Source organism: Klebsiella sp. 141153 (assembly GCF_032601995.1).
Taxonomy (GTDB): domain Bacteria; phylum Pseudomonadota; class Gammaproteobacteria; order Enterobacterales; family Enterobacteriaceae; genus Klebsiella; species Klebsiella aerogenes.
The window spans coordinates 39,918-56,200 of the sequence record NZ_JAQIRJ010000008.1 but is presented as its reverse complement, the minus strand read 5'-3'; the positions used below and the strand labels follow the sequence as shown (position 1 = coordinate 56,200).

General features: G+C 58.1%; 16 protein-coding genes. 2 read left to right on the top strand and 14 right to left on the bottom strand.

Annotated elements, in window-relative coordinates; translation table 11 throughout:
• Nucleotides 1-20: 20 nt before the first annotated feature.
• The 8 genes from cvpA to pdxB all read right to left on the bottom strand — a co-directional run bounded on the left by cvpA (nucleotide 21) and on the right by pdxB (nucleotide 7,599).
• Nucleotides 21-509 carry a colicin V production protein gene (gene cvpA, locus PGS10_RS16295; RefSeq protein WP_015706172.1) on the bottom strand — a complete coding sequence of 163 codons (489 nt, stop codon included), beginning with the start codon at nucleotides 507-509 and terminating at the stop codon, nucleotides 21-23.
• 220 nt (nucleotides 510-729) lie between these two features.
• Nucleotides 730-1,428, bottom strand: a complete 699-nt coding sequence (gene dedD, locus PGS10_RS16290; RefSeq protein WP_045391498.1) for a cell division protein DedD — start codon at nucleotides 1,426-1,428, stop codon at nucleotides 730-732.
• Nucleotides 1,418-2,686 carry a bifunctional tetrahydrofolate synthase/dihydrofolate synthase gene (gene folC, locus PGS10_RS16285; RefSeq protein ID WP_047043324.1) on the bottom strand — a complete coding sequence of 423 codons (1,269 nt, stop codon included), beginning with the start codon at nucleotides 2,684-2,686 and terminating at the stop codon, nucleotides 1,418-1,420. Before folC ends, dedD begins: the two co-directional genes overlap by 11 nt.
• A gap of 63 nt (nucleotides 2,687-2,749) precedes the next feature.
• Complete coding sequence (accD, locus tag PGS10_RS16280) at nucleotides 2,750-3,664, bottom strand: acetyl-CoA carboxylase, carboxyltransferase subunit beta (protein ID WP_015365554.1); 915 nt, start codon at nucleotides 3,662-3,664, stop codon at nucleotides 2,750-2,752.
• Nucleotides 3,665-3,863: 199 nt separating this feature from the next.
• Nucleotides 3,864-4,523 carry a DedA family protein gene (locus PGS10_RS16275; protein ID WP_047078309.1) on the bottom strand — a complete coding sequence of 220 codons (660 nt, stop codon included), beginning with the start codon at nucleotides 4,521-4,523 and terminating at the stop codon, nucleotides 3,864-3,866.
• A gap of 51 nt (nucleotides 4,524-4,574) precedes the next feature.
• Nucleotides 4,575-5,387: a tRNA pseudouridine(38-40) synthase TruA gene (truA, locus tag PGS10_RS16270; RefSeq protein ID WP_316423254.1), complete on the bottom strand. Its 813-nt coding sequence runs from the start codon at nucleotides 5,385-5,387 to the stop codon at nucleotides 4,575-4,577.
• On the bottom strand, nucleotides 5,387-6,400 hold the full coding sequence (locus PGS10_RS16265) for an aspartate-semialdehyde dehydrogenase (RefSeq protein ID WP_045364476.1): 1,014 nt from the start codon (nucleotides 6,398-6,400) through the stop codon (nucleotides 5,387-5,389). The genes truA and PGS10_RS16265 overlap by 1 nt, the downstream gene beginning before the upstream one ends.
• Before the next feature lie 62 nt (nucleotides 6,401-6,462).
• Entirely contained in the window at nucleotides 6,463-7,599 is a 1,137-nt protein-coding gene (pdxB, locus tag PGS10_RS16260; protein ID WP_045391501.1) for a 4-phosphoerythronate dehydrogenase PdxB, read from the bottom strand.
• A gap of 109 nt (nucleotides 7,600-7,708) precedes the next feature.
• Here pdxB and flk point away from each other — a divergent pair, with 109 nt between their 5' ends.
• Nucleotides 7,709-8,692 (top strand): flagella biosynthesis regulator Flk, encoded by a 984-nt coding sequence (gene flk, locus PGS10_RS16255; protein ID WP_020078229.1) that lies wholly within the window; start codon nucleotides 7,709-7,711, stop codon nucleotides 8,690-8,692.
• Between the two features lie 42 nt (nucleotides 8,693-8,734).
• On the opposite strand, the gene PGS10_RS16250 is transcribed toward flk, so the two are convergent.
• Nucleotides 8,735-9,910 carry an MFS transporter gene (locus tag PGS10_RS16250; protein WP_045391503.1) on the bottom strand — a complete coding sequence of 392 codons (1,176 nt, stop codon included), beginning with the start codon at nucleotides 9,908-9,910 and terminating at the stop codon, nucleotides 8,735-8,737.
• 138 nt (nucleotides 9,911-10,048) lie between these two features.
• Nucleotides 10,049-11,269: a beta-ketoacyl-ACP synthase I gene (gene fabB / locus PGS10_RS16245; RefSeq protein ID WP_015706178.1), complete on the bottom strand. Its 1,221-nt coding sequence runs from the start codon at nucleotides 11,267-11,269 to the stop codon at nucleotides 10,049-10,051.
• Nucleotides 11,270-11,427: 158 nt separating this feature from the next.
• On the opposite strand from fabB, the gene mnmC reads away from it, so the two are divergent.
• Nucleotides 11,428-13,416 (top strand): bifunctional tRNA (5-methylaminomethyl-2-thiouridine)(34)-methyltransferase MnmD/FAD-dependent 5-carboxymethylaminomethyl-2-thiouridine(34) oxidoreductase MnmC, encoded by a 1,989-nt coding sequence (gene mnmC / locus PGS10_RS16240; protein ID WP_316423253.1) that lies wholly within the window; start codon nucleotides 11,428-11,430, stop codon nucleotides 13,414-13,416.
• Between the two features lie 368 nt (nucleotides 13,417-13,784).
• Here mnmC and PGS10_RS16235 read toward each other — a convergent pair whose 3' ends face one another.
• From PGS10_RS16235 to mepA, 4 genes are read right to left on the bottom strand one after another with little or no spacing between them, the layout of a single operon-like run.
• Nucleotides 13,785-14,066, bottom strand: coding sequence for a YfcL family protein (locus PGS10_RS16235; RefSeq protein ID WP_045391507.1), 282 nt, complete (start codon nucleotides 14,064-14,066; stop codon nucleotides 13,785-13,787).
• Between the two features lie 32 nt (nucleotides 14,067-14,098).
• Nucleotides 14,099-14,647: an elongation factor P hydroxylase gene (locus tag PGS10_RS16230; RefSeq protein WP_316423252.1), complete on the bottom strand. Its 549-nt coding sequence runs from the start codon at nucleotides 14,645-14,647 to the stop codon at nucleotides 14,099-14,101.
• Entirely contained in the window at nucleotides 14,647-15,456 is an 810-nt protein-coding gene (locus tag PGS10_RS16225) for a sulfite exporter TauE/SafE family protein (protein WP_045391512.1), read from the bottom strand. Before PGS10_RS16225 ends, PGS10_RS16230 begins: the two co-directional genes overlap by 1 nt.
• Nucleotides 15,456-16,280, bottom strand: coding sequence for a penicillin-insensitive murein endopeptidase (gene mepA, locus PGS10_RS16220; RefSeq protein ID WP_015706180.1), 825 nt, complete (start codon nucleotides 16,278-16,280; stop codon nucleotides 15,456-15,458). The genes PGS10_RS16225 and mepA overlap by 1 nt, the downstream gene beginning before the upstream one ends.
• Between the last annotated feature and the right edge of the window lie 3 nt (nucleotides 16,281-16,283).

The window sequence follows — 16,283 nt, the reverse complement described above, 5'->3', positions numbered from 1 at the left end:
GTTAAGCTACATCCCAACGCTTATGCTTTGGGCAAGAAACTTGACGAGCTCTGCAGATAGTCAAAGAACCATCTGATAACGAAACTGAACTGCGGGATAAGCTCAGACTTTTGCCAGTCTTCACTTTTTGCCATACCGGTGAAGCTGTCGAGAAAGAACAGAATAGCGGAGACGATCAGCACGCCGCGCAGGGCGCCAAAACAGATCCCCAACACCCTGTCTGTTCCTGACAGACCGGTTTTCTCTACCAGAGCGCCTATCACATAGTTAACGATAGCGCCGACGATAAGCGTTGCGATAAACAATATCGCGATAGCAATCCCATTTCGGACCAGTTCGTCTTCAAAGCCCGTGAACCAGACAGCCAGGTAAGTGTAGTAATGACTGGCGACAAAGAAGGCACATCCCCATGTCACCAGCGATAACGCTTCACGAACAAAGCCGCGGATAAGGCTAACCAAACAGGAAAAACCAATTACCGCAATAATGGCGTAATCAATCCAGACCATATACATCCCACGATTTTACGCCCTGTCGTCCAGTTCGGGGCGCATTCTAACAGAAAAAGAAAACGTTTGCGTAGGGATTTCCGTGCCCTACAGAAATAAAAATGGCGCTGAAAAAACATTCAACGCCATACAGCCTGACGCCTCTTCAGGGCGTATCCGGCAAGGGTTTCAGCAGGTTAACCCGCTTGCTGGCTCACCCAATCGGAGCGGATATGGTTTTTTAATTCGGGCTATATCCCATGACCACGCCGCTCAGGCCAGAAATTTGCTGCAGCTCGCCGAGTTGCCCCTTCAGCTTGTCTTTCGACGCATCCGGCCCCACCAGAATACGGGTAATTTTACCCTGAACCGGCGTGGATGGCGATGTCCAGGCTTTAAAGCCCGAGGAACGCAGCTTACCCACGATTTCGTTAACCTTATCGGCATTCTTCAACGCCCCTAACTGCACCACATAGGCTTTTCCGGTCGGCGCCGGAATCGCGGCCTGCTGCTGTTGCGGCTGTGGTTGCGGCTGCGGTTTCGCCGGAGGCGGCGTCTGCGCGACCTGCTGCGGCTGCGGTTTCTCAACCGGCTTCGGCTGTGGTTTCGGCTGCGGCTTAGCGGCCACCACCGGCTCCTGAACTTCATCGAAGCTATTGTTGTTTACCGGGATGCGCGACGGATCCAGCGATGGCGCCGCGGCGTCTCCCGCTCTCACCTCTTCCGCGGCGCCTTCCGGCGGCTGCGAAGGCAGCGCCTGGGTAGCCGCCGGCAGCATATCCGGCTCATCGCGATCGCCCGGCTTCGGCACCAACGGGATCGCCGCAAACTCATCCTGATAATGTTTTTTCTGACCGTCGAGCAGACCCGGGAGAATAATTACCCCCAGCGCTACCAGTACAATCGTCCCGACTAAACGGTTCTGAAACTTACTCGCCACCGATTCTCCCCGCGTCTATCTCTTCCATTACATGCGCTACCGTGTGGAAGGAACCACACACCAGCACCGTATCTTCGGCTTTGGCATCCGCCATGGCGGCATGCCACGCCTGGGCTACGCTGTCATAACTTTGCCCTGCGCGCAGATGCGCAATCAGCTGATCCGCCGTGGCGCCGCGCGGCCCTTCCAGCGGCGCGCAGTACCACGCGTCTACTTCAGGCGCCAGATTCGCCAGGGTTCCGGCGATATCTTTATCATGCAGCATACCAATAACCGCCAGTACGCGCCCCGTTTTCGCTAAGGTTTTGAGACGCCCGGCGAGATAAGCCGCCGCATGCGGGTTATGCGCGACATCGAGGATCACCCGCGGCGCCTCGCTGATAATCTGAAAACGCCCCGGCAGCATGGCGTGATGAATACCGTCGCGCAGCGCCTGTTCAGCGACGTTAAGCCCGCTGGCGCGTAGCGCCGCCAGCGCCGTCGCGGCGTTCGGCAATGGAACCTGCGGCAGCGGCAGCCCTGCCAACTCGCCCTGACCATCGCTAAAGTTCCATGACTGGCCAGTCACGCTATAACGCCAGTCGTGGTCGCGGCGCAACAGCGTCGCGCCTTTTTCATCCGCCACGTCGGCAATCGTGTGCGGCATATCGGGTTCGCCCACCACTGCCGGTTTGCCGGCGCGGAAAATACCGGCTTTTTCACGGCCAATGCTTTCACGATCCGGCCCCAGCCAGTCGGTATGATCCAGCGCGATGCTGGTGACCACCGCCACGTCGGCATCGACGATATTCGTGGCGTCCAGGCGCCCGCCGAGGCCCACTTCGAGGATAACCACATCGAGCTGCGCCTGCTTAAACAGCCATAGCGCGGACAGCGTGCCAAATTCAAAATAGCTCAGCGAGATATCGCCGCGTGCCGCTTCGATTTCGGCAAATGAGGCAGTATGCGCCGCTTCCGGCAGCTCAGCGCCCTGAATACGCACGCGCTCGGTATAGCGCACCAGATGCGGCGAACTATACACGCCAACTTTATAACCCGCCGCCATCAGCACGGATTCCAGCGTCCGGCAGGTGGTGCCTTTGCCGTTGGTACCCGCCACGGTAAAGACAAACGGCGCCGGTTTTAGTATCGCCATCCGTCCGGCGACTTCGCTCACCCGCGAAAGCCCCAGATCGATGGCTTTACTGTGCAGATGCTCCAGATAAGAAAGCCACGTAGCCAGGGGCGACGTGGCCTGAGGAATAGGATCTTTTTCCATGATGTCCGCGAGAGTTAACGGTAAAAAAAAGGGCAGCGCCTGTCGGCCCTGCCCTCTGCATTATCAGGCCTCTGGTTCCTGATCCGGTACCGGTGGCACCACCTCGCCTTCGTGAGGCGCATCGGCCTGCGGCGAAGGAAGATTCATCAGTTTCGCCAGGATGCTGGCTAATTTCAGACGCATTTCAGGACGACGGATAATCATGTCGATCGCCCCTTTCTCAATCAGGAACTCACTGCGCTGGAATCCCGGTGGCAGCTTCTCACGCACGGTCTGCTCGATAACGCGAGGACCGGCGAAGCCGATCAGCGCTTTCGGCTCGGCGATATTAAGATCGCCCAGCATCGCGAAGCTCGCGGAGACGCCGCCCATGGTCGGGTCGGTCAGCACGGAGATGTACGGTAAACCGCGTTCCTGCATTTTCGCCAGCGCCGCGGAGGTCTTCGCCATCTGCATCAGCGACATCAGCGCTTCCTGCATACGGGCACCGCCGGAAGCGGAGAAGCAGATTAGCGGGCAGTTGTCTTCCAGCGCCTGCTCAACCGCACGGACGAAACGCGCGCCAACAACGGAACCCATCGAACCGCCCATAAAGGCGAATTCAAATGCCGCCGCCACGACAGGCATGCCGTGCAGGGTGCCTTTCATCACCACCAGCGCGTCTTTCTCGCCGGTCTCTTTCTGTGCAGAGGCCAGACGGTCTTTATACTTTTTCGAATCGCGGAACTTCAGCACATCCTTTGGCTCGAGCTCGCTACCCAGCTCCACGAGAGAACCTTCGTCCAGCAGGCTATGCAGGCGATTGCGCGCCGACATACGCATGTGGTGATCGCACTTAGGGCAAACCTCCAGGTTGCGCTCCAGCTCTGCGCGGTACAGTACCTGACCGCAGCTGTCGCACTTGGTCCATACACCTTCAGGAATACTTGCCTTACGGGTGGGGGTTATATTGCTTTTAATTCGTTCAATCCAGCTCATTGATAACCTTTCTACCTGAACCTGGTCGATGCCAGTTTTGTCGCAAGGGGCGCATAATGCCACTTTTGCCCCTCACAGACCATGAATGTTGCACATTAAATCATAACATCCCGTAACATGGGATAAAAAAGTGGTCGAACCGCTCACACTTTGCGCGCCGAACGTCATAGCAACGCCCGGCGAAAATGCCGCTAAGGGCTTATTTGGCCTGCTTTGCCGCCGCCCGGCGATGGCGAATCAATTCGATAACACCTGGCAGTACCGACAGGACGATAATCGCCACGATCAGCAGCTTCAGATTTTCCTGCACGATCGGCAAATCACCAAACAGGTACCCGGCATAGGTGAACAGCAGTACCCACAGCAGCGCGCCTACCACGTTATACGCCGCAAAATGACGATAGGACATGTGGCCCATTCCCGCCACAAACGGCGCAAAGGTTCTGACGATCGGCACAAAACGCGCGAGGATGATGGTTTTGCCGCCGTGGCGTTCATAGAAGGTATGGGTTTTGTCGAGATAGCTGCGACGGAAAATCTTCGAGTTCGGATTGCTGAATAGCTTTTCGCCGAACAATCTACCGATGGTGTAGTTCAGGGCATCGCCAACAACGGCGGCAATGACCATCAGCGTGACCATCAGGTGTACGTTGAGATCGTTAGTTGGCAGCGCGGAGAGCGCGCCGGCGACGAACAGCAGAGAATCTCCGGGCAGGAACGGCGTCACCACCAGGCCGGTTTCGCAGAACAGAATCAAAAACAGGATGGCGTAAACCCAGACGCCATACTGTGCGACCAGCTCCGCAAGGTGCACATCAATATGCAGGATGAAATCAATCAAAAAATGAATCAGGTCCATATTTGTCTTAGCCTTTAGTGACAACCGCCCCCTGTTACGGGGGCGCTGATATTAGTCCGCCAAAAATAGCGGGCCCATCGGCATTACCGGCAGATCGAAATGGGCCGGATAATCCACCGACACCAGATACAATCCTTCCGCTTTCGCCGTCGCGGCAGCCAGAGTCCGGTCCTTCGCCGCCAGCAGTTCTGCAATCCAGCTCTCTGGCTGGTTTCCGGCGCCTACTTCCATCAGGCTGCCGACGATGTTCCTTACCATATGATGAACAAAAGCGTTCGCCTTCATATCCACCACCACATAAGCCCCGTGACGGGTCACGTTGATATGCATCACGTTGCGCCACGGCGTGCGCGACTGACATTGCACCGCGCGAAACGAGGTGAAGTCATTCTCGCCAATTAAACACTGCGCGGCGCGATGCATCCGCCCGGCATCCAGAGGGTGGTAATAATGCGTCACCCCCTGGCTTAACACCGCCGGACGCAGGCGGTGATTATAGATGACGTAACGGTAACGACGGGCCGTCGCGCTGAAGCGGGCGTGAAAATCGTCCGCAACATGCTTCACCCAACGCACGGCGATGTCACCAGGTAAATTCGCATTTACGCCCAGCGTCCACGCGGCGTCTTTACGCTGAGCGCGGGTTTCAAAGTGCACCACCTGGCCGGTACCGTGTACGCCGGCGTCGGTACGCCCGGCGCAGAATACGTGTACCGGTTCGGCCGCCACCTGCGACAGCGCCTTTTCCAGCTTTTCCTGCACGCTGCGCACTTCGTTTTGCCGCTGCCAGCCGTAGTATTTGCTGCCGTCGTACTCGATGCCCAGCGCGATTTTATACACCGGCTGCTGCTGTGCTTCAGACATCAGTACAAATACTCCTGAACCAGCTTCTCGGCGATTTTCACCGCCATCAGCGCGCCGCCAAAGCGCACGTTATCGGCAACCGACCAGAACTGAATCTGCTCGGGCATGCCGTAATCGTTATGCACGCAACCGATGGACAGACGCGCGTTACCGGAAGCATCGCCGACCTGCGTCGGGAACTCGCCCTCTTCAGAAAGCTCGATATCCTCGCCGCGGGTAAAGGCGTCGCGCGCCTCCTCCGCCGCTAGCGGACGCAGCGCTTCAAAATTCACCATCTGCGCATGACCATAGAAGACCGGCGATTGCACGACGCTCGCGGAAATCATCAGGCCGTCATCCTGGAGAATTTTGCGCGCTTCATCGACGATACGTCGTTCTTCGCGCACGCTACCTTCGCGATCCGGCAGAATCGGCAGCATATTGAATGCCAGCTGGCGACCAAAGAAATCGTCTTCATCAATCGGAATACCGTTCAGCAGCTTCGCGCTCTGCCCCGCCAGCGCATCGACCGCTTTTTTCCCCTGCGCCGAGGCAGACAGCAGGTTGGTAACGGTAATACGCGACAGGCCGCCATCATCGATCAGCGGTTTCAGCGCCGTCAGCAGCTGGCTGGTCAGGCTGTTTGGTACCGCAATCACGTTACGGTTGCGGTAGTCGCCGAGCACGAACGGGTTAACGTCCGGCACCACCAGCGGCACGTCCGGCTCCAGCGCGAACAGGCCGCTAAGATCGATAACCAGACAACCGGCGTTGGTGGCTTCTTCGACATACGCCGCGCTGGCTTCGACGCCTGCGGCGAAGAAAGCCAACTGGGCCTGGGTCCAGTCAAATTCGGCGGCGTCCTGCACGATGACCGATTTGCCACCATAACGCAGATGTTCGCCCGCGCTTTCATTGCGCGCCAGCGCATAAATTTCGCCTACCGGAAACTGGCGTTCAGCAAGGGTTTCAAGCAGGGCTTCGCCTACGGCGCCGGTTGCGCCCAGTACGGCAATATTCCAGCCTTCAGACATGGTGGTGTACTCCAGAAAATAGCGACCCTGCCGGATTATCCGACAGGGGCATTAAGAAGATATTAACGAACAGGATGATGTACGGCATTAAAACCGAGCTGACGCAGCAGCGTCGCTGCTTTTTCATCGCTGCACTGTACGTACAGGGACGACCATTCGCGGCGTTCCTGATAATTTTTACGCAGCTTGTCGAATTCGCCGGCAATGCCTGCCACTTTACGCAGCGGCGCATCATCGCGGCGCACATCATACACCAAATGGACCAGCCTTTTTAGCGTCGCCTGATCGAGCGGGCCGTGCAGAGTGATGCGGCCAAATTCCGGCGCCGGCAGTAGCGTATCCAGCGCCACCTGCTGCGGATGACCAATGAACGCGCTATAGGCTTCAAACACCTGAGTGGTGCCGCGCGCTTTGCCTTCAAGGGTATAACCGGCGATATGCGAGGTACCGATATCGACACGCGCCAGCAACTCAGTATTCAGATCCGGTTCGGGTTCCCAGACGTCGAGCACCACGCTCAGTTGCTGCCCGGCCTGCAAGCGCTTGAGCAGCGCCGCATTATCCACCACGGGGCCACGGCAGGCGTTAATCAGAATAGCTCCCGGCTGCAGGCGGCTAATCAGCGCTTCATCGGCAAGATGCAGCGTTTTATACTGTCCGTCTTTAAACAACGGCGTGTGGAACGTCAGGATATCCGCCTGCTGCACTAACTCGTCCAGGCTGCGGAAATCGCCTTCATCGCCGCGATCGGCGCGCGGCGGATCGCAGAGTAACGTTTTAATTCCCAGCGCTTCCAGACGTTTTTGCAAACGCCCGCCAACGTTGCCGACGCCGACGATACCGACGGTGCGGTCAGCCAGCGCGAATCCATCGCGCTCGGCGAGCATCAGCAGCGCCGAGAAAACATACTCCACCACCGCGATCGCATTACAGCCCGGCGCGGCGGAAAAGCCAATCCCCGCCTGCTGCAGCCACGCTTGATCGACATGATCGGTGCCTGCGGTGGCGGTGCCGACAAACTTAATCGTCTTACCGGAGAGCAGCGCTTCGTTCACCTTAGTAACGGAACGCACCATCAGCGCGTCGGCGTCGGTTAACGCTTCCTGCGGAATGGGACGACCGGGAACGGCCTGCACGTCTCCCAAACGGCTAAAAAGCTCACGCGCATAGGGCATATTTTCATCAACGAGGATTTTCACGGTTCAGTACCTGTCTGAGAACGAGAGTAAACCGGGGAAGTGTGCCATAATCTGGCCGCCAGGAACATCATCACCCGGCTTAAGTACAGCACTACGGTAAGGATTCATCATGACACCACCCGTTTCAGGTATGTCCGATCGCCCTCCGGGGACTGGCCCATCCGGCGCATCCGCCGTGGGTCCAAATGCGCTCACCATGCAGCAACGCACCGTTCTGGAGCGGCTGATAACGCGTCTGGTGACGCTGACATCGCAGCAAAACGCCGAAGTGTGGGCCTGCGTGAAGCACGATCTGGGTCTGAAAGGCGATACGCCGCTACTGGCGAGCCATTTCAGCGCGGCTGAGAGCAACCTGAATCAGCGCTTAAGTATCGCTCAGCAAAACCATCACCACCGGCAAATTCTCGCCCAACTCAGCGAACTGCTGACCCAGGGGAATAACCGTCAGGCGGTGAGCGATTATATCCGCCAGAATTATGGTCAAACCGTGCTGCATGCGCTGACCCAGGCGCAGCTGGAGAACGTGCTGCATCTGCTGCAAAACGGCCAGTTGGCGATCCCGCAGCCGCAGCAGCGTACGCCGACGCTGCGTCCTTTGCTGCCGGCGGAACATAACACCCTGAACCAGTTAGTGACCAAACTGGCCGCCGCAACCGGCGAATCGAGTAAGCTTATCTGGCAATCAATGCTTGAGCTGTGCGGCGTGAAATCCGGCGAGCTGATCCCCGCCACCCACTTCACCCCGCTCTCATACTGGCTGCAGGCGCGACAAACGCTGAGCGCGCAAACCGCACCGACGATGAATTCGCTGCAGGCAGCGCTTAAGCAACCGCTGGAGGCGCAGGAGTGGCAGAAAATCGCCGATTTCGCGCAAAGCAGTTGGCAGGTAACGCCAACGACGACCTTAACCAGCCCGCAAGTGCTAACGCTATTAAATAAAGTCTTTGCGCTACGCGTGGCCCGCGCCCAGGCGACAATGGCAATTACCCCGGTCGAGCCACTGCCCGCCCCCCATGCGGTGTATAGTAAAAAAGCGTGGACGGTGGCAATTGCGCTGCTGGTGGTGATTATTCTGCTGTGGCTGGTGCTGTAAGCCTAAAACAATAACGGCGGCCTGATAGCCGCCGTTATGCCTTTATTTACGTAGCGTCAACAGAGTGACCACAATCCCTAATACCGCGCAAATCGCCCCGGCAAGAAAAACGGATGCATAGCCCAACGAGGTGGCAAGCAGGCCAGTCAGCGGGCCGGTGACGCCGTAAGAGATATCCTGAAACGCGGCATAGCCGCCAAGCGCGGTGCCGCGAACCTGAGCCGGAACCCGTTTGACTACCTCCACGCCCAGCGCCGGGAAGATAAGCGAGCAACCGCAGCCGGTCAAAGCGGCGCCCGCCAGCGCCACCCAGGCGCCCGGCGCTTGCCACAGCAGCGTCAGGCCAATAGCTTCAATCAGTAGTGACACCATCGCCACCTTAATGCCGCCGAAGCGATCCGGCATCCAGCCGAACAGAATACGCATCAGGACAAAAGCGCCGCCAAACGCGGTCAACGTGAAGCCGGCCATCGCCCAGCCGTGGCTGGCGAAATAGAGCGAAACAAAGGTGCCGATTACCGCAAAGCCGACGCCCTGCAGGCCGAGACCAATCCCCGGCCGCCAGATCATGCCGATGACGCTCCATAGCGAAGGACGCTCGCCGCCGTGAGCGGGAACTTTACGGACCGTGCCGTTAATCGCCCACGCCAGCAACGGCAGCGCCATCGTGACGCAGGCCAGCGTCGCCACGCCGAAACGGCTGTAAATCAGCAGCCCCAGCGGCGCGCCCACCGCCAGCGCCCCATACATCGCCATGCCGTTCCACGACATCACTTTACCGGAACGACGCGGGCCAACCAGCCCTAATCCCCAGCTTAAGTTGCCGGTCAGCAGTTGGCTTTCACCAAAACCGAGAATCAAACGGCCCAGCACCAGCAGGCCAAATTTGGCCATTACCGGCACCGGCAGCAGCGCCGCCGCCAGCCAGGCGCCGCCGGCCAGAGCACAGGCCAACATTCCTTGCAGCACCGAGCGTTTCGCGCCGTACTGATCGGCCAGTCTCCCGGCATAGCCGCGGGTTAAGACCGTGGCGAGAAACTGGATGCCGACGGCCACGCCGACGAGAGTGTTGCCAAAACCGAGATCGTGATGCACAAATAGTGGGATAACCGGTAGCGGCAACCCCACGGTCATATAGGTCAGAAAAACCGCAAAGGTAATGCGAAATAGCGAGAGATTCTCTGAAGCGTTGTTTATCGTTTTTGTCGCTGCGGACATGCGTTACCCCAGTTTTGCAGAGCAAGGCGAGAAGATGGAATGAGAATAATGGCGAGCAATTTGCCTTCTCTCGCCGGGCGCTGTCAAGACGTCAAAAAAAGGGGAGCCTGAGGCTCCCCTGGTTCTGTTTCGTACCAATTAGGCGTTGTATTTACGCATAACCAGAGTAGCGTTGGTGCCGCCGAAGCCGAAGCTGTTGGACATCACGGTGGTCAGCTGAGCATCGGTCGGTTTGGTGACGATGTTAAGGCCGGCAGCCTGCTCGTCCATCTCTTCGATGTTAATGCTTGGCGCGATAAATCCGTGCTCCAGCATCAGCAGAGAGTAGATGGCTTCCTGTACGCCTGCGGCGCCCAGAGAGTGGCCGGTCATCGCTTTGGTGGCGGAGATAGCCGGGCTATTGTCGCCGAAGACTTCGCGGATAGCGCCCAGCTCTTTCACGTCGCCTACCGGAGTAGAAGTGCCGTGGGAGTTCAGGTAGTCAATCGGGGTATCAACGCCGTGCATCGCCATCTGCATGCAGCGCACTGCGCCTTCGCCAGATGGCGCAACCATGTCCGCGCCATCGGAAGTCGCGCCGTAACCGACGATTTCCGCATAGATATGCGCGCCGCGCGCCAGCGCGTGTTCCAGCTCTTCAACCACGACCATGCCGCCGCCGCCCGCGATAACGAAACCGTCGCGGTTCGCATCATAGGTACGGGACGCTTTGTCCGGAGAATCGTTGTATTTGGTGGACAGCGCGCCCATGGCGTCGAACTCGCAAGCCATTTCCCAGCACAGCTCTTCGCCGCCGCCGGCAAAGACGATGTCCTGTTTGCCCAGCTGAATCTGTTCTACTGCGTTACCGATGCAGTGTGCGGAAGTGGCGCAAGCGGAGCTGATAGAGTAGTTGACGCCGTGGATTTTAAACGGCGTGGCGAGGCAGGCGGATACGCCGGAAGCCATCGCTTTGGTGACAACATATGGGCCCACGGCTTTCAGACCACGCGGGCTACGCATGGCATCGGCGCCGAAGACCTGGAATTTCGGGGAGCCGCCGCCGGAACCTGCAATCAGGCCGACACGCGGGTTATTCTGGTATGCTTCCGGCGCCAGACCGGCGTCGGCTACCGCCTGCTCCATGGACAGATAAGCATAAATGGATGCGTCGCTCATAAAGCGCACTACTTTGCGGTCAATGAGGCCCGTGGTATCCAGTTTGACGTTGCCCCATACGTGGCTACGCATTCCTGAATCCTTCAGCTCCTGAGAGAAAGTGATCCCTGAACGTCCTTCACGCAGAGATGCCAGGACTTCCTGCTGGTTATTACCGATGCTGGAAACGATGCCCAAGCCAGTAATCACTGCACGTTTCATTCAATACCTCTGTAAGTCGCACTATTTTAAGTTTCGAGTCGCACAATAGCGTACACTTGTACGCCGAACAAGTCCGATCAGCCATTTTGTGTATAAATTTGCGCCTTCTGGCACACATCGTTAAGATCGCGCTACGCCTTGTGATTCGAGTAACTTACGTGAAACAAAACGCCATACAACCCGCCAACCTGGAATTCAACGCTGAGGGTACACCTGTTTCCCGAGATTTTGACGACGTTTATTTTTCTAATGACAACGGTCTGGAAGAGACGCGCTACGTTTTTCTCAACGGCAACCGGCTTGATAGCCGTTTCCCAACCCACCCGCGCTCGCTGTTTATCGTCGCGGAGAGCGGCTTCGGCACCGGGCTCAATTTCCTGACGCTGTGGCAGGCGTTTGCTGTTTTTCGTCGCGATAATCCGCAGGCTACGCTGCAAAGATTACATTTCATCAGTTTTGAAAAATTTCCGCTGAAGGCCGACGACCTGCGTCTGGCGCACCAGCACTGGCCGGAACTGGCGCCATGGGCTGAACAGCTACAGGCGCAGTGGCCGCTACCAATCGCGGGCTGCCACCGCCTGCTGCTCGACGATGGCCGCGTCACGTTGGATTTATGGTTTGGAGATATCAACGCGCTTACCGACCAGCTTGATGATTCCCTTAACCGCCAGGTCGACGCCTGGTTCCTCGACGGCTTCGCGCCGGCGAAAAATCCGGATATGTGGACGCCGGGGCTGTTTTCCGCCATGGCGCGCCTGGCCCGCCCCGGCGGCACGCTGGCGACCTTTACCTCAGCCGGTTTCGTGCGCCGCGGGCTGCAGGAGGCCGGTTTTAGCATGCAAAAACGCAAAGGCTTTGGCCGCAAGCGCGAAATGCTAATCGGCGAATTGACCGCCGACGCTCCGACGCTGGCGCGGACGCCATGGTTTGCCCGCAGCGGCAGCCAATCGCGCGAAGCGGCGGTGATCGGCGGCGGTATCGCCAGCGCCCTGCTCTCGCTGGCGCTGCTGCGTCGCGACTGGCAGGTGACGTTGTACTGCGCTGACGATGCGCCCGCCAGCGGCGCATCCGGCAATCGCCAGGGCGCGCTGTATCCGCTATTAAGCCAGCACGATCCAGCGCTGGCGCGCTTCTTCCCGGCGGCGTTTACTTTCGCGCGCCGCGTTTACGACGCGTTGCCAGTGGAATTCGATCATCAATGGTGCGGCGTAACCCAACTCGCCTGGGATGAAAAAAGCGCGCAGAAAATCGCCCAAATGTTGGCGTCAGATATACCTGCGGAGATCGCCCGCGCGGTGACGGCGGATCGGGTCGCTGAACTTACCGGCGTTGATACCGGCTGTGGCGGCATTACCTATCCTGCCGGCGGCTGGCTGTGCCCGCAGCAGTTGACGGCAGAATTGCTGTCGCTGGCGGCAACGCAGGGACTACGCAGCCACTTCGGTTATCCCGTTGAAACGCTCAGCGCGGAGGGCGACGGCTGGTTGCTCAATCAGCAGCATCATCATCAGGCGGTGGTACTGGCGAACGGACATCGCCTGACTGATTTTGCCCAGACCGCGCAGTTGCCGGCTTATCCGGTCGGCGGCCAGGTTAGCCATATCCCCACCACGCCGGGGCTTTCCGCCCTGCGCCAGGTGTTATGCTATGACGGCTATCTGACGCCGCAGAATCCCGCGAATCAGCAACACTGTATCGGCGCCAGCTATCATCGCGGCAAGACAGATACCGATTTCAGCGCCGAAGATCAGATGCAAAATCGCCAGCGCCTGATTGATTGTTTCCCGCAGGCGGCATGGGCAAAAGAGGTGGATGTTAGCGGCAACGACGCCCGCTGCGGCGTACGCTGCGCCACCCGCGACCACCTGCCGATGGTGGGCAACGTTCCGGATTATGAGAAAACGTTGACGCAGTACGCCACGCTTCACGAACAGCAGGAAAATGTCGACAGCGCGCCGGTTTATCACAATCTGTTTATGCTCGCGGCATTGGGATCTCGTGGGCTGTGCACCGCGCCATTGAGCGCCGAACTGCTGGCCGCGCAGATGAGTGAAGAACCGCTGCCGCTGGATAGCGACACGCTGGCGGCGCTGAATCCGAATCGGCTGTGGGTGAGAAAACTGCTGAAGGGAAAAGCGGTAAAATAACGGCGACTTGCGCCTTATCCGGCCTACGGTCCGTGCGGTCTGCCGTTAATTTATTCACTACGCAGGCTAAAACTGCCGGCGCTGGTGGCCTAAAAACCCCCGGTGGAGCTGCCGCTTACCGGGGCTACAGCGCTGTGCGATTTGGTAGCCCGGAAGGCCCTGTGCGCTCTCTGCGCCACGGAAAACATCTTGCAGAAGAATTAACCGGGAGCGCAAGATACTCTGGAGCGAAACGAGATAAATGCTTTCTCAAGATAAAAGTTGCAAACCGATAACAGTATCTACAGCCTGGTAGCCCCGGTAAGTGCAGCGCGACCGGGGAGAGTCTCCGGATGTCGGCTAACGCCTCATCCGGATGACATCAGTTATCAGGCCTGATTTTTCGCCTGCTGGTACAGGTTATTCCACATTCCCTGCACCAGAATCTGGTCCGGCGGCGACAGTTCACCCGCGCTGATGGCCTTTTCCAGGCTGCTGGCGACTTTATCATTAATCGCCTGCGCCGAGTGCTCCCCTTCCCCTTCCAGCTCGGCCACCGCCAGCGTCAGGTGGCCGCGCAGATAACCGCCAGCAAACAGTTCGTCATCACTGGCGTGGTCTACCATATCGTCAATTAACGCCAGAATGCGTGATTCAAACTCCGCGATCATCGTCTTTCCTCTTTCATTTGTAATTCGTGGCTTTAGTGCAGGTCTTCCGGCCACGGAAATTGTTCTGCCGTCAGCGGCGGCGTTTGGTAATACTGTTGCAGCGCGCGAATAAAGCGCGCCGGGCGCTCAGGGATCCCCTGCTCCAGATAAGTCATCACCTGGGCATGCACGCGCCGCTGAAACGCAATACGGTCGGGTTCAAAGTCGCCTTCCAGGTTGTCGCAGCTGACGTTAAATGGAAATCCCGCCGCCGTACAGAACAACCAGTCAAAAGCCTGTGGCTTAACCTCGACGTCTTCGAACTTGCTTTGCGTCATTGCATCGCGGCCGTCCGGGCAGTACCAGTAACCAAAATCCACCAGCTCGCGCCGCGCCTTGCCGGCGATACACCAGTGGGAAATTTCGTGCAGCGCGCTGGCGTAAAAGCCGTGGGCAAACACGATCCGGTTATAGGGCACTTCGCTATCTGCAGGAAGATAGATCGGTTCGTCGTCGCCTTTAACCAGACGGGTATTAAAATCATCGGCAAAGCAGCCGTCAAAGATCTCGACCAACTGCTGATAATGGTGTTGCTGTTGCATTAGTGAATTCCCAACCACTGCAAAATCTCAGCCCCGTGGCTGTCGTAAAGAAGTTTAGCGCTCATCACCGCGGAGACGATGACGATCATTGGCCGAATCAGCGACTGTCCTTTACTCAGCACCAGCCGCGAACCGGCGCGAGCGCCGATAAACTGCCCGGCCATCATCACAAAACCGGTAGCCCAAATCACTTTGCCGCCAATAATAAACAGCAGCAGGCCGCCAATATTGGAGGTGGCGTTTAGTAGTTTGGCGTGAGCGGTGGATTTCGCCAGATTAAACCCGGCGAGCGTCACAAAGGCCAGCGCATAAAAAGAACCGGCGCCGGGGCCAAAAAAACCGTCGTAGAAACCAACGCTGCCGCCAGCGACCAGCGCGAACGGCAAGCCATACAGGCGACGCTGACGATCGGATTCCCCGAGCTTCGGCATCAGCAAAAAGTACAGCCCGATGCCAATCACCAGCAGCGGCAGGATTTGCTTTAAAATATCGGACTGCACGTGCTGCACCAGCAGCGCGCCCGCCGTCGAGCCGATAAAAGTCATCAGAATATTGAGTTTCTGATCGGCGAGATTCACTACCTTGCGACGGATAAAATAGAGCGTCGCGGAAATGGAACCGCCGCAGGCCTGTAGCTTGTTGGTCGCCAACGCCTGAGCGGGCGGCATACCCGCCGCCATCAGCGCCGGGACGGTCAACAACCCGCCGCCGCCGGCTAAGGAATCAATAAATCCGGCCAGAATCGCGACAAAAAAGAGCGCCACCAGAACCATTGGCGACACCATAAACAGCTCGGCAAAACTATCCATTAGAGAAGATGCTCATCCAGTAGCGCCTGGCAGGAAGGCGGCAGCGGAGGCGGCGTCTTCTTCACAGGTGGGGTTGACCCAGGTTTAGGTGGTTCAAACCAGCTTTGCAGCTCGGCTCCGCAGCCATCGCCAGCCGGCGGCGGTGCTTGATCTTCGCACTCAAGGCTGCCCGCCGGGCAACGCAGGCGCACGTGCATATGAGCGCGATGCTGGAACCACGGGCGGACTTTGCGTAGCCATTGGCGATCGTTACCGGCATCGAGGCACAATTGCTGTTTGATAGCCGGGTTGACGAAAATACGTGTTACATCGTTATCTTCCGCCGCCATTTTAATCAGGTTGCTGATTTGCGGGCTCCACAGCGACGGCACCACCCGCTTACCATCGCGGGCGACTAAGTCCAGCGCCTGCGGTTTCAGCAGCTGTGCGGAGGTCCAACGGGTCTGCGGTAGTTGCAGGAAAATATCAACATCCAGACCCGACTGATGGCTGGCGTGGCCGCCGTTAAAGCGCCCGCCGGCAGGCATGCCCATATCGCCAATCAGCACCGTCCCCATACCTTTATTGTGCGCCTGCAGGCTCAGTCGCTGAATAAACTGCACGAGATCCGGGTGGCCGAAGTAGCGCCGCTGATCGGTACGCATCACCTGGTAATCAGGGGAGTTCAACGGTAACGGCTGGGCGCCGACGATGCAGCCATTCGCAAACGCGCCAATAGACTGAGCGCTGCCGCTAATCGGCTGGGATATTTTCTGCCACGGCGTCGCCGCCAGGCTGGCGGTGCTGGCCAACAGCGCCAGCAGTGCGATAACGGTATTTTTCATCGG

What these genes read in the sequence shown, in the direction of transcription:
- cvpA (WP_015706172.1), bottom strand. Translation starts at nt 509, where the DNA reads ATGGTCTGGATTGATTACGCCATTATTGCGGTAATTGGTTTTTCCTGT.
- folC (WP_047043324.1), bottom strand. Translation starts at nt 2,686, where the DNA reads ATGGAAAAAGATCCTATTCCTCAGGCCACGTCGCCCCTGGCTACGTGG.
- accD (WP_015365554.1), bottom strand. Translation starts at nt 3,664, where the DNA reads ATGAGCTGGATTGAACGAATTAAAAGCAATATAACCCCCACCCGTAAG.
- PGS10_RS16275 (WP_047078309.1), bottom strand. Translation starts at nt 4,523, where the DNA reads ATGGACCTGATTCATTTTTTGATTGATTTCATCCTGCATATTGATGTG.
- truA (WP_316423254.1), bottom strand. Translation starts at nt 5,387, where the DNA reads ATGTCTGAAGCACAGCAGCAGCCGGTGTATAAAATCGCGCTGGGCATC.
- PGS10_RS16265 (WP_045364476.1), bottom strand. Translation starts at nt 6,400, where the DNA reads ATGTCTGAAGGCTGGAATATTGCCGTACTGGGCGCAACCGGCGCCGTA.
- flk (WP_020078229.1), top strand. Translation starts at nt 7,709, where the DNA reads ATGACACCACCCGTTTCAGGTATGTCCGATCGCCCTCCGGGGACTGGC.
- PGS10_RS16250 (WP_045391503.1), bottom strand. Translation starts at nt 9,910, where the DNA reads ATGTCCGCAGCGACAAAAACGATAAACAACGCTTCAGAGAATCTCTCG.
- fabB (WP_015706178.1), bottom strand. Translation starts at nt 11,269, where the DNA reads ATGAAACGTGCAGTGATTACTGGCTTGGGCATCGTTTCCAGCATCGGT.
- PGS10_RS16235 (WP_045391507.1), bottom strand. Translation starts at nt 14,066, where the DNA reads ATGATCGCGGAGTTTGAATCACGCATTCTGGCGTTAATTGACGATATG.
- PGS10_RS16230 (WP_316423252.1), bottom strand. Translation starts at nt 14,647, where the DNA reads ATGCAACAGCAACACCATTATCAGCAGTTGGTCGAGATCTTTGACGGC.
- PGS10_RS16225 (WP_045391512.1), bottom strand. Translation starts at nt 15,456, where the DNA reads ATGGATAGTTTTGCCGAGCTGTTTATGGTGTCGCCAATGGTTCTGGTG.
- mepA (WP_015706180.1), bottom strand. Translation starts at nt 16,280, where the DNA reads ATGAAAAATACCGTTATCGCACTGCTGGCGCTGTTGGCCAGCACCGCC.